Annotated in this window: 12 protein-coding genes; 4 read left to right on the top strand and 8 right to left on the bottom strand. The window is 42.9% G+C overall.

Features of this window, described 5'->3' with window-relative positions; all coding sequences use genetic code 11:
- Positions 1-52: 52 nt before the first annotated feature.
- The 5 genes from MgSA37_RS19250 to MgSA37_RS19270 all read right to left on the bottom strand — a co-directional run bounded on the left by MgSA37_RS19250 (position 53) and on the right by MgSA37_RS19270 (position 6110).
- Positions 53-421, bottom strand: a complete 369-nt coding sequence (locus MgSA37_RS19250) for an RNA recognition motif domain-containing protein (RefSeq protein WP_096354207.1) — start codon at positions 419-421, stop codon at positions 53-55.
- 150 nt (positions 422-571) lie between these two features.
- Positions 572-1456: an alpha/beta hydrolase gene (locus MgSA37_RS19255; protein ID WP_096354208.1), complete on the bottom strand. Its 885-nt coding sequence runs from the start codon at positions 1454-1456 to the stop codon at positions 572-574.
- Positions 1453-2730: a serine hydrolase domain-containing protein gene (locus MgSA37_RS29180; protein WP_096354210.1), complete on the bottom strand. Its 1278-nt coding sequence runs from the start codon at positions 2728-2730 to the stop codon at positions 1453-1455. The genes MgSA37_RS19255 and MgSA37_RS29180 overlap by 4 nt, the downstream gene beginning before the upstream one ends.
- 75 nt (positions 2731-2805) lie before the next feature.
- Complete coding sequence (locus MgSA37_RS19265) at positions 2806-4764, bottom strand: amylosucrase (RefSeq protein WP_096354212.1); 1959 nt, start codon at positions 4762-4764, stop codon at positions 2806-2808.
- Positions 4765-4805: 41 nt separating this feature from the next.
- Entirely contained in the window at positions 4806-6110 is a 1305-nt protein-coding gene (locus MgSA37_RS19270) for an MFS transporter (protein ID WP_232010686.1), read from the bottom strand.
- A 278-nt stretch (positions 6111-6388) separates the two neighbouring features.
- On the opposite strand from MgSA37_RS19270, the gene MgSA37_RS19275 reads away from it, so the two are divergent.
- Complete coding sequence (locus MgSA37_RS19275) at positions 6389-7153, top strand: SDR family NAD(P)-dependent oxidoreductase (RefSeq protein WP_096354215.1); 765 nt, start codon at positions 6389-6391, stop codon at positions 7151-7153.
- A gap of 8 nt (positions 7154-7161) precedes the next feature.
- On the opposite strand, the gene MgSA37_RS19280 is transcribed toward MgSA37_RS19275, so the two are convergent.
- Positions 7162-8244: a fatty acid desaturase gene (locus MgSA37_RS19280; protein WP_096354216.1), complete on the bottom strand. Its 1083-nt coding sequence runs from the start codon at positions 8242-8244 to the stop codon at positions 7162-7164.
- An 85-nt stretch (positions 8245-8329) separates the two neighbouring features.
- Positions 8330-8653 carry a hypothetical protein gene (locus MgSA37_RS19285; protein WP_096354218.1) on the bottom strand — a complete coding sequence of 108 codons (324 nt, stop codon included), beginning with the start codon at positions 8651-8653 and terminating at the stop codon, positions 8330-8332.
- A gap of 562 nt (positions 8654-9215) precedes the next feature.
- Between MgSA37_RS19285 and MgSA37_RS19290 the strand changes: the two genes are divergently transcribed.
- Both MgSA37_RS19290 and MgSA37_RS19295 read left to right on the top strand, forming a co-directional pair.
- Positions 9216-9413 carry a cold-shock protein gene (locus MgSA37_RS19290; RefSeq protein WP_096354219.1) on the top strand — a complete coding sequence of 66 codons (198 nt, stop codon included), beginning with the start codon at positions 9216-9218 and terminating at the stop codon, positions 9411-9413.
- A 228-nt stretch (positions 9414-9641) separates the two neighbouring features.
- Entirely contained in the window at positions 9642-9857 is a 216-nt protein-coding gene (locus tag MgSA37_RS19295; RefSeq protein ID WP_096354221.1) for a hypothetical protein, read from the top strand.
- A gap of 22 nt (positions 9858-9879) precedes the next feature.
- On the opposite strand, the gene MgSA37_RS19300 is transcribed toward MgSA37_RS19295, so the two are convergent.
- Positions 9880-11106: an RNA polymerase sigma factor gene (locus MgSA37_RS19300; RefSeq protein ID WP_096354223.1), complete on the bottom strand. Its 1227-nt coding sequence runs from the start codon at positions 11104-11106 to the stop codon at positions 9880-9882.
- A 220-nt stretch (positions 11107-11326) separates the two neighbouring features.
- Between MgSA37_RS19300 and MgSA37_RS19305 the strand changes: the two genes are divergently transcribed.
- Complete coding sequence (locus MgSA37_RS19305) at positions 11327-12811, top strand: IS1182 family transposase (protein WP_096349482.1); 1485 nt, start codon at positions 11327-11329, stop codon at positions 12809-12811.
- Positions 12812-12834: the final 23 nt, after the last annotated feature.

Genomic DNA, 12834 nt, shown 5'->3' on the forward strand with positions numbered 1-12834 from the left:
CAAGAAAAAAAACAAATTTTCAGCTACAAAACTAAGCGGCGTTTGCAAACCGCTAAAACTGCTTTCTGGGCCGTTTCTTCTTTGTATCCTCCCCAGGCCTTCCAACCTTTACATAGGAGGCAGGTGATGAAGAATAACTGTTATTGGGTTTAAATGAGGGCTTTTTTACCGGGACAGGCTTGTCGATGGTAATTTTTACACTTAATTGCCTGTCGCCCATAAACGAGCCATCAAGCGCTTCCATCGCCCTGTCAGCACCCTCTTTGTCTTTCATCTCCAAAAAAGCGTAGCCTTTGCATTTCCCGGTTTTTTTATCGCGGACAATTTTGATGGTATCTACTTCTCCGTGGGGACTAACCAGCATCACCAGTTCCAGTTCTGTAATATTCAGGGGAAAGCCTCCCAAAAAAAGTTTAATCATAATCTAAGCAGAAATAATTGAGTCAAATATACTATTCAAAGGGCAAAAGATTTGGCATTGCCATCCTGTTTATAACAAACGTTAAAATATTGATTTGTTTTGTTGATTGATATTAGTGTTGTTTAAAACAGGTTTTTAATCCCTGTATTATTAAAATTTATTACCGGCAAGCCACTTTTCGATCAATTGGGGGTAAACCGCAGTGCCGCCGGTTTTATTCCTGATGCCATAACCGTGCCCGCCTGATGGATACAAATGCATCTCGGCTGAAACCCCGGCTTTTTTTAACGCGAGGTAATAATACAAAGCATTTTCCACATTTATAGGATCATCCTCCGTTTGCATGATAAAAGTTGGCGGGGTATTGGCACTTACCTGTATTTCGGGGGCCAGTTTACCATCTTCTTTATCATTAACCAGGTAAGCCGGGTAAACCAATATGGTAAAATCGGGCCTGCAACTTTCGTTATCCGCCTCGTCCACCTGCTCATAAGTCCTTTTAGCATAGCTGTTACTCACAAGGGCGGACAGGTGCCCCCCTGCAGAAAAGCCCATGATCCCGATATGATCTGGTTTGATACCCCATTTTGCAGCATTTGACCTCACCAAACCGACAGCTCTTTGCGCATCCTGCAAAGGCAATTCGTACCTCAATTTTCCGGGAGGAGCGGGTACACGGTATTTTAAAAGGATTGCGGTAACCCCAATGGAATTATACCAGTTACACAGCTCGGTACCTTCAAGATCAAGGGCAAGGATATAATAACCGCCACCCGGACAAACAATAACTGCTGTTCCGTTTGGATTTTTGGGTGTAAAGATCTTTATCGTCGGGTTGGTAACCTCTGCCAGGCGTATCACATCTTTCCCTGCAACTAACTCTTCGCCGGGTTTGCTCAAATCATGCTCCACCAGTTTATGGCCGTTAGCGGTATCGATCAGCCGGTTTTGGGGCCACAGCCTGATCTCTGCGGGTACCTGGGCTTTTGCAATTACACTCATTGAACATGCGATAATAAGTAAATACTTTTTCATTTTAACAGGCTTGAATAGATGATCGCTTCAATCTTCGGTATGATATCACCGTGGCTGTTTGGCGATTGCTGCGTCATGATAAGACATACCATATGTTTGTTCGGGTCAGCAAAATAGGATGTGCCGTAATAACCGCCCCACGAAAAAGTACCTTCGGTGCGTGCTGTTCTGGCAGCAGATTTTGCACTTGCGATCCCGAAGCCCAGGCCGAAGTTATCTATCCCGTTAAACGGAAAATCGAGCTGGCTGCTGGTCATCATTTGGATGGTACGCGGCGAAAGTATCCTGTGCCCGTTATAAATGCCACCGTTTAGCAACATCTGCATAAAAATGGCATAATCAAATGCTGTACCCGATAAGCCGGCGCCGCCCGAAAAATAATGTTTTTTCATAAGCGGGTAATCCGGATCAATGTGCCGGAAGGTGTGGTTCCATTTAATAACGTGCTGTAAGGAATCTTCAGTATAAACGGTTGCCATGCGGCCGGCTTTTGAAGCCGGTACGTTAAAATAAGTATCCTTCATACCCAGGGGTTGAAAAATATTTTTGGCAAAAAAATCATCAAGCGACATGCCGCTGATCACTTCAATTAAACAGCCCAATAAATCGGAGTTTAAGCCATATTGCCATTTTTCGCCGGGCTGAAACATCAGGGGCTGTTTGGCCAGTATTTTCATCTTATCCAGCAGGTTTGCATCAAAATACCCGAGCCCTGAAGGAATATGCGCTTTTGCATAAATGGCGCTACCGGCTTTGGTACCAATATCTGTGTAGTCGATTCCGGAGCTATGCGTAAGCAAGTCGCGGAAGGTGATCTCTCTTTTAGCCGGCACCGTTGTATAGGTAGTGTCCGCAGCGTTAAATTTATCAATAACCGCCGGGTGCCTGAATTCGGGGATAAAATCAGCGATGGGTTCATCCAGCAAAAACTTGCCATGCTCATAAAGGATCATCATGCCCACACTTGTGATGCCCTTTGTTTGGCTCATGATCCGGAAAATGGCATCTTTTTCCATTGGTTTTTTGGTCTCCGCATCAGCATAGCCATAACCTTTATACTGCACCACCTGGTTATCTTTAACTACCAGCGTTACAATACCTTTAATCCATCCCTTATCCAGGTAATCCTGCACCAGGGTGTCAATTCTTTTCAACCTTTCTGTGCTTACTTCCGGATTTGCCTTACCCGTAATTTGTATCACCTGCGCGCCGGCAACAAAGGGCAGGGCTACAACGAATATGAATAGTAAATACTGTATAATGATTCTTTTCATATTAACCGGCGTTTATAAATAATTGGCATTTTAAAGGTAGAAATTTATATCATCAAAAAATTGAAGCTGCTGAAATTACTTATTACTGTCAACAACAGAAAATAAATAAAAACCGTATCCTCCAATAATCAAATGCTCATTATCCGGGCCTGCAACCACTTCTTTTGCTGCAATATGGTCGTAAAATTTAAGCGGGGTGATTCCTTTGTCCTTAAAGGCGCTCCATTTTAAATAGCAGGGTTCTTCACTAAAATTAAAAACACCATAAAACTGATGCCCGCCAAGCGTTCTTAAATAGGCAGCGACGTGGATATTGAAAGGCGGCAGCCAGGCTATATTTTTATAATCGCCGATCACGGGTAATTTTTTGCGGATACTTATCAATTTTTGTGTTGCTGAAAATATCCTTTGCTCAATCGTTCCCGGTTTGTCAATTTTTTTATTCTTTTCCCAGTCAATAACGGGCCGGTGCATCCAGCGGTTATCATAACTTTTGCCGGGGTCATCCAGGTACGAGTAATCATTGCAATAACCCAGTTCGTCGCCATAAAAAAGCATCGGCACGCCCCCCAGGAAAAAGCTGTGCGCCTGCATCAGCAAAATTTTATTAATTGACTGGTTTATAGCAGCGTTATCATCAGCTTTAATGGCTTTTTCGAGCCCGCAGAGCGATGCCAGCGTACCGCTGATCCGTGCATCGCCGGTTTTGGGGTTGGCGGAAAACAAGGCCCCTTTTGAAGGGCTGCCGGGCAAACTGCCTTCATAGTATTCCTTCAGGTATTTGCGATGAAGGTATGGGTCGTATCCCGCAGCCCGGATCATGTGGTCGTCATAGGCCAGGCCAATATCGTCATGGCAACGGGTATAAGTGATCCAGGAAGTACCGTAAGGCTTTTTCAATAGACCGGGTTGCGCCGCCAGCATGACGCGCGTATCGCCGGTAGCCAGCATATCCCACTGCAGCGCCATTTGTGTGGCGTTATAGGCAAAATCGCATTCCTTAGCCGTATATTCTCCGGTACCGAAGTATTTCATGATCTCTTCGGGGCTAACAATGGCTTCGCCTAAAATCGCCATCCCCGGCGCAGCAGCAATCACGCACTGTTTTATTAAACGCAGTAAAGTATGCGCCTGCGGCAGATTCTGGCAATTGGTGCCCTTTTGCTTCCAGATAAACGCCGGGGCATCTATCCGCAAAATATCAACCCCGATATTGGCGTAAAAGAAAATATGATCAAGCATATCCACCAATACGGCTGGATTGGTAAAGTTTAGGTCCCACTGGTAATTGTGGAATACCGTCATCACCCATTTGTTGCATTCAGGGATCCAGGTAAAATTTCCGGGGGCGCTTTCCGGGAAAATCTCCGGCATAGCTTTTTCATATTCATCAGGAATAACCCTGTCGTCAAACATGTAAAAATAATCCTGGTATTTGGCATCGCCCTGCCTTGCTTTTTCGGCCCACTCATGGCGGCGCGACGTATGGTTCAGTACGATATCCTGCATCAGGTACATGCCCATTTTATCCATCTTTTTACGGACGGCTTTCAGATCATCCAGCGAACCAAAACGCTGATCAACCTTCCTGAAATCGGAAACAGCATAGCCGCCGTCGCTTTCGCCTGCCGGGCTCTCAAAAACGGGGAGCAGATGCAGCAGGTTAACACCCAGCTTTTCAAAATGATCCAGCTTGTTACCCAGCCCTTTTAGGTTTGCGCTAAAACGGTCGACATACAGGCTCATCCCCGTAATTTCGTTGCTTAAAAACCAGTTTCCCCTGTTTTCCTTTTCAAAATCTTTCTTTTTTAAAACAGCTGAGCGTGTTTTGTATGACTGGATGATCACCGCTGTCAATTCAGCAAATGTGCTTTCACTTTCAGGATGATTACCATAGATCTCGTTGTATAAATTATATACCGCATCAGCGTTGGCGATCATCCGGGTATAGAAGAGGTTGTCGGCCCCGGCGATGTCGATATTGTTTTTTTGTAATGCAGCATTGATATGCTGATGGATAGAAGAATTGTACACGTTATTAGTTCAAAAAAGTATCTTATCGTTTCTTGCCCTCGTTAATGACCGCCCGCAGCCATAGGGATATCGTCAGTTACTACATCCTTTTTTATGCGGGTTGTTGCCAAAGCGGCAATAAGCAACAGCACCCCGGCAAAGGTAATGGCATTGGTAGGGTTATCGCCAAGAAAATTTTTATACACATAACCAAAGCTAAGTGTTTGTAAGATCATGGGAATAACAATCATCATATTAATAATACCCATATAAACGCCATATCTTTCTTTAGGGATATTACCTACCACCATTATGTAGGGTACGCCCATCATACTTGCCCAGGCAATACCAAAACCAACCATTGGTGCGAATAAAAGCATTCTATCGGTAATATGCACAAATACCAGCAAGCCGATCCCCGCCATAGCCAGGCAGGCGATGTGCACATACTTGGCGCTGAATTTGCGCGCCAGCCAAACCAGCCCGAATGCTGACGTAAAAGTAATGATATTATAAAAGCCGTTTACTTTACCTGCCCAAACTACCGCCTGTTCATACAATTCCTTGTTGCCGTCGGGCGTGGTATGGAATACGGATTTTGCGATGCTTAATGATACAAACTGCCAGTAACAAAACATGGCGTACCATTGGAACAGGTAAACCAGGGCCAGTTTCCACATTACCGAGGGCATGTCACCTATCGCGGCAAAAATCTCTTTCATGGGTTCAAGGAAACCTTTTTTGCGGGCGCGAAGCTCCGCGAGTTCCTCTTCTGTCGGCGGGATCTCCGGGGTCGTCATTACCGACCAAACTACTGACACGATGGAGCAAACCGCGCCAACAAAGAAAGAACCAAATACCCAGTACGGGATACCCGATTGACCGGTGCTCGTTTTAGTTTCGCCGGCAATAATGTTTTTAAAAAAACCCAGCGAAAGGTTAGCCAGCGTTATACCAAGGCCGGTAAAAAAGCTTTGCGTTAAAAACCCCAGGGCGCGTTGTTTGTCGGGCAATTTGTCGGCAATAAAGGCGCGGTACGGCTCCATTGCGGTATTGTTGGCCGCGTCCAGGATCCATAACAGTCCGGCCGCCATCCATAACGTGCGGCTAAACGGGAACGAAAAAAGGCAAAGGCTGCAAAAAACGGCGCCCATTAAAAAATAGGGCTTACGCCTTCCCCATCGCGGGTGCCAGGTTTTGTCGCTTAAAGCGCCTATTAAGGGTTGGATCAATAAGCCCGTCATCGGCCCCGCCAAATTAAGCAGCGGCAATTGGTCAGCGCGGGCATGCAAAAAAGTATATAAAGGATTTATAGCCGTTTGCTGCAACCCGAAACTGTACTGAATGCCAAAAAAACCGACATTCATGTTTATAATTTGCCAAAAGCTAAGTTTTGGTTTGGTAAAAGCCATAAATCAATAAAAAATTATCGTTGACAAATCAACAGGTTCATAATCAAGAGATGGACAATAATACTTTTTTGATTTGATAATAAAAGCAAGAAAAATATTTTATAAATATTTTTGCTTTAATAATTGATGGTTTATTGCGAATCCGTATAAATAACGAAGTATTTACAGGGAAAAACCTATCCATTTTTGACGATGAATTATTTTATTTTATAGGATAAACCGTACTTTTAAAAATGACTTTTGATTTTTCGGGTAAAAATATTGTGATTACCGGTGGCACGCGTGGTATTGGCAGGGCCGCAGCAGAATTGTTTGCAGCAGCGGGCGGCAACGTTATACTCACTTACCGTTCCGACGCGGAGACCGCCGGGCAAACTTTAAGGGCGTTAACCGGAGAAGGGCATCAAATTTATCAACTTGATGTAAGCGATCCGCCTGCCATCCAAAACTTTTTCAGTTGGTATTCCGATCGTTTTGATAAGCTGGATGTATTGGTCAATAATGCAGGCGTATATCTTGAACACAAGATACTGGAAACGGATTTTGAAAACTGGCAGAAAAACTGGGAAGAAACCATAAAAGCTAACCTAACCGGACCGGCCAACATGTGTTTTTTTGCAGTGAAGCTGATGGCCAGGAACAAATACGGAAAGATTATTAACATATCCTCGAGAGGCGCTTTCAGAGGCAAACCTGATCACCCTGGCTATGGGGCCAGTAAAGCCGGCTTAAATGCGATGAGCCAGTCGCTGGCAATTGCTTTGGCGCCCACAGGCATCAGTGTACATATTATAGCGCCTGGTTTTGTGGAAACTGAAATGGCGGCAAGTGCTTTAAGCGGCGAGCCGGGAGAGGCGATAAAAAGGCAAAGCCCGTTTGGCAGGGTGGCTAAACCCGAAGAGGTGGCCCGCTTGATTGCCGTATATGCCGGCGATGGTTTGGAATTTACCAGCGCCGGCATAGTCGACATTAATGGCGCTTCTTATTTAAGAAGCTGAGCCACAAATCATATTACTTCTGTAATCAACTTTTCACCGCTTTCAGCAGGAACATTACCCGTTGTTTTTTGCTCCAGGTAAGGTTGATGGTATTTGGCGTAAAATTGTTTTTTTGAATCCTTATAACTGCTGATGGCGCCAAGACGGTTCATCAGCCGGATATAATACCAGGCCATATCTACCTGGTGCGGCATAAAGCCACTGCGTGCGCTACGCGGGAACAGGTGATGGTTGTTATGCCATTCTCCGGCTACAAAACCCGGCCATATCTGGTTTACCGACATGTCATTCCGGTTAAAATCAATACCCTCGCGTTGTTTATCCTTACCTTTACCATGTCCTTCATAATTAAAGGTACGTACACCAATAGCCCAAAAGCCTGCAGCGCCAAATAACGTGCAGGCTAAAGCGTTACCGCCCATCAGGTAAAATGCAAGGTACCAAAACGACCAGTTGAGCACCCACGATAAAATTGCACGGTTGGGATTAACGTACGACCCCCATTTTTGATATTGCGCATAGGTATTACCTGTTACCCCGGTATGTTTCATTAATAATTTTACGCGGTTGTATTCTGCTTCGGTAAGGTTCTTGGCTATTGGCTGATGGTTTACATCCGCCAAAAAACAATATAAAAAGCCACCGTATGCGTTATATGGATCGCCCGGCGTATCAGATTTTGCATGGTGCACATGGTGCGACACGACATAAATTTCTTCGGGGATCACATTAATGGTAAGGTTCTGCGTAAAAAACCGCCAGAAATTATTCCTGAATTTATAAGCACCGTGCGTACAATAGCGGTGATGCCAAATTGTGCCATGCGTACCCATAATGATCATGCTGTAAGCAAAAGCCGCGAGCAGCATCCAGGGGCTCATGAATTTAAATACAAAAAGAAAAAAGAAAGGCATAAAACATAACACCTTAAGCCAGCTAAAAAAAGGGAGCCAGTTTTTACGGGACTTAAAAACATTAAGTCTGGAAAAGAACTCCCGTATGATCCTTCCATTGCTGGGTTTAACCAGTTCGCCTTTGGCATCCATCCATCCATACGATGGTGGTTGCAGTACATTGTCTAAAAATGGCATTATTTTATAGTTTATTAATTAGGGTACAAATTGGTATTTGCCGCTGAGCCATTCATTTTTTTTATAATGAATACGCAGAGAGTTGTTAGTGCCTGGCTCGTTTTGGGTTAAAGGCAATGATATACTTCAGTTCGCTGTTTAAAATAGTCTGGCTGTTCATCAGTTCTTCTTCTTTGCTTAAAGGCGAGTTCAGGGCAGATTTTACAGATTGAAAAACCTGCAGCAGGATATCCGAAAATGCTTTACTTGCCACCGCCGGATAATAGTCTTTTTGGATCCGCACCCTGTCAGTTTCCGATACCAGGCTCACTTCCCAGGTATCGTCGGCTTTAAAACCATGTTCTTTTGCCTCGTTCATCAAATCATACACATAAGTCATGGTTTGGACCTTAATTGCTGCTAAATCCATTATTATTTAAATTTTTTGTAAATTGTTTGTTTGTTGCAGGCAGTTTCGAAATTGAATGCTGCATTTATTGAAGCCCCGAAAGCTAAATACCGATTAACCCCGCCTGGGATTAACTCCTTTTTAAAGTCTTTTTTCATGCTATGCTGGTTAATGCTTAAATATCACCGCATTATTATCCAGGCAATGTCTAAGAATTTAAATTGGATTAGTGGATTTGTTAAAGGTAAGTAAAATTACTGAATTACTGTTGATTTTATCAGTAAAAAAACCTATTCCTTATCTGTGTTTTTTATTGAAAAATGGCAAACCTGTTATACCTTGTTAAACAGGCATTTACTATTCCTACTACCATATAAACACCTTGATAATTTATTTATTGCAGCCAGGCATGCTTTTATTTAAACCTGCCTGGTATTACCCTATGCCAAACTTTTATTTAAAATAACGTGAAAAAAATTTCTTTTCACTCTCATTAGTATAAATAATTGTTAAATAATTTTATCAAAAAGTAAATTATGCCAATATTTATGACTACCTTGTCAGCTTATTAATAAATAATTTAATGCAAAAAGAAGGAACAGTAAAGTTTTTCAATACCCAAAAGGGTTTTGGATTCATTTCACAGAACGATAACAGGAACGAAATTTTCGTTCACTCTACCGGCTTAATCGATAGCATCCGTGAAAATGATAAAGTACAATTTGATGTTGAAGAAGGCAAAAAAGGCCTGAACGCAATAAATGTAAAAGTTATCAACTAATTTATTTTAGTTTTATCGTAAGAGCACCTGCCCTTTATATGGCAGGTGCTTTTTATTTAATCAGAATCAAGGATCAGGAGAAAAAGCCAATAATCACGAATAATGAATAACGAATGTAGAATTATGAAGTGAACTTCAATATTCAATATTCGGCATTCAATATTTCTTCTATTCTTACATTTCGTCTTGATTCCTGGCTCTTGACTCCTGGCTCTTAATAAAAACACTATGGCTAAATCAAAATCAACATTCATGAAAAAAGAGCTGGAAAAGAAACGGCTCAAAAAGAAAGAGGACAAAGCATACCGCAAAGAAGAACGGTTGAAAAATGCAACCGGCGGCGACCTCGACAGCATGCTGGCTTATGTAAATGAGTACGGCGAAATTGTATCTACCCCTCAAACAAAATCAATCGCCGAAGAAGGCGAACCTGCCCACCATTAAGGCCCCCACCCGGCGCTGCAAATTAAAGTTTGTTTATTTTATTTTGCATCGCCTGCTTGTCGGCCTGTGTTTTTGCCAATGAAAAAGCCTTTTCAAAATTTTGTTTTGCTTTTTCATTGTCAATGCCGGCATAAAGTTCGCCAAGCAGGGCAAAATAAAATTGGTTATCAATAAGCTTCAGTTTCTCCGCTTCTGCGATTGCTTCAGTCTTTCCGTTTGCTTTTGAAAGTGCGTAGGTTCTGTTAAGCGCAGCGACAGGTGAATAATCCAACTGAAGCAAGCGGTTATACAACTGCAAAATATTCTCCCACTTCTCTTCGGTATCAGCTTTTTGCGTGTTCCACCAGGCGATGCCTGCCTGCAGGTGATATTTTGATAGTACGGCGCCCACCGAGGCACATTTTAAATAATAAGCGCCTTTACTGATCAGTTCCATGTTCCATAAACCAGTATCCTGGTCATCATATAACACCAGTTCGCCGTTTTTATTTATCCTTGCCTCAAACCTCGAAGCATGAAAATACATGAGGGCAAGCAAAGCATAAACCTGCGGTTTACAGGTGCTTTTATTTTCGATAAGCATAGTGCATAAACGCATGGCTTCGAGGCATAGATCCTGCCGGAGTGTTTGGTTTTGGCTCACCGAATAATAGCCCTCGCTAAAAAGCAGGTAAATGGTTGTTAGTACATTTTCAAGCCGTTCTTCAATTTCAGCAGTGCCCGGAAACTCAATCTTTATCTTCTCTTCCCTTAATTTTTCCCTGGCGCGGTAAAGCCTTTTATTGATGGTTTCTTTATTTGACAGGAATGCTTCTGCTATTTCGTCGATGCCAAACCCGCAAAGTATGCGTAATGCTAAACCGACTTGTGCCCCAGGGGATAAAGCGGGGTGACAGATGGCAAACATCATTTGCAACTGGCTGTCGCTGATGTTTTGGGGCGATAAATCGATTTCCATTACATCTTCAACTCCAGGCGAAGCTGCAATCTGGGGCGCAATTTTCGTTTCGAAGGTCAAATTCCGGATCAGATGATTCCTTGCTTTGTTTTTTGCAACTTTATATAGCCAGGCTGTGGGATTTGGGGGAGCGCCCTTATATGCCCAGGTTTGGGCGGCAGTTAAAAAGGTATCACTGGCAATATCTTCAGCAGTTTCTATCTGGCCAAAACCAAAGCGTTTGCAAAGAACCGAAACGATTTTCCGGTATTCCGTTCTGAATAAATGCGGTATCAGCTCCTGGTTTTTCATGGGTAGAAAAAAGGCATTAGCTTAAAATAAACTGTAAACGCAGAGAAATTATATTTTTATTTCCATAACGACGGGTTTTTAAACCCAAGGTGTTCGAAATATTTTTTTCACCCTCTTTACGGCTTGGTGACCGTTGCACAACTAAAGTAAGTCGATGAAGACTCACAATAAAAGTTCTTTGAAATATTGATTAAAATTTTGATTTTTAGTATATTAGCCTATGCAAGGCAAAAAAGATCATCAGGAAAAGCTGTTCATTCAATTTCAGCTTTCAGACTATGTTCCGGCGGATAACTTCTATCGACGGTTAAAAAAACTGCTTAATCTGGATTTCTTATATCGGTCTACTTCAGCGTATTACGGTAAAGAAGGCCAAAAGAGTATTGATCCGGTGGTTTTTATGAAGTTAATGTTAGTTGGTTATCTTGAGAACATTAACAGTGACCGACGCATCATTGCTGCATCAGGCATGCGAATGGATATTCTTTACTTCCTGGGGTATGACCTTGGTGAAGAACTGCCGTGGCATTCTACTTTAAGCCGCACCCGTAAACTCTATGGCGAAGAGACCTTTTTAGACTTATTTAAACAGGTGTTAAAACTCTGTATCAATCACGGCCTGATTAATGGTACACGACAGGCCGTGGACAGTGCTTTAATACCGGCAAACGCCGCAAAGCAAAGCATGGTTGAGCGGCTGGTCATGGAAGATGCTTCCGTTTTCAGCCGGGAGTTGAACGATAATAGTGAAGATGAACCCAAAACGCCGGAAGATGATAATAAAGGCGGTCAGGGTAATCCGGATAAGAAGAACAAAAAATCAGCTCAGGTTAATGAAACCCATTATAGCCCTTCAGACCCTGACGCCCGTTTAACCACCAAACCCGGCAAACCGATGCGGCTGTATTACCGGGCACAAATGAGTGTGGATACAGCCAGCCATTATATCACTTATATACAAGCCTTTAAGGGAAACCAGGCTGATAATACTTCACTGCCGCTAATGCTTCCGCAGATTGCAGGTAATATGGCTGATCAAGCTATTCAGGTAGAAGAAATACTGGCTGATACAGGTTACAGCAGCGGTAAAGCGATACGGGCATTAACAGCCAATGGTATGAAAGGGTTCATTCCCAATCCTGGAAACTATAAATCTTCAAGAGAGATCGAAGGGTTTACCTATGAGGCGGACCATGACCGGTACACCTGTATAATGGGTGTACATCTGCCTTTCAGGCGCATCGAGTCCGCCTATAAAGAGCCAACCGTTCTCAAAAAGATTTATGAGTCCAACATCAGCGACTGCAAAAACTGTCCGTGCAGGGAAATCTGTGCTAACAAAAAAGGGTTTAAAAAGCTGATCGACTCTGCGGATAAACCACTTTATGAATACATGCAGCGGCGGGTAGAAAGCCCCAAAGGCAAACTGATGAAGTTGCTTCGGTCCAGTACGGTCGAGCCGGTTTTCGGTTCTTTAATTAACCACACGGGCTTAAACAGGATAAACAGCAAGGGGCTTAAACAAGCTAACAAATGCATGCTTATGGCCGCTACGGCTTATAATCTCAAAAAACTCCTTAAATATAAGTTCAAGCCCATTCAAGAAACACAAAAACAGATCAGTAATTTCTTAAACAGCATATTTGATACGCTATTAAGCAGCTTTAAACAACAATATGCTATAAATGCATCGTCTTGGTTTTAATCGATATTTCAAAGAACTTTTTA

The organism is Mucilaginibacter gotjawali, assembly GCF_002355435.1.
In the GTDB taxonomy this organism is placed as follows: Bacteria; Bacteroidota; Bacteroidia; order Sphingobacteriales; family Sphingobacteriaceae; genus Mucilaginibacter; species Mucilaginibacter gotjawali.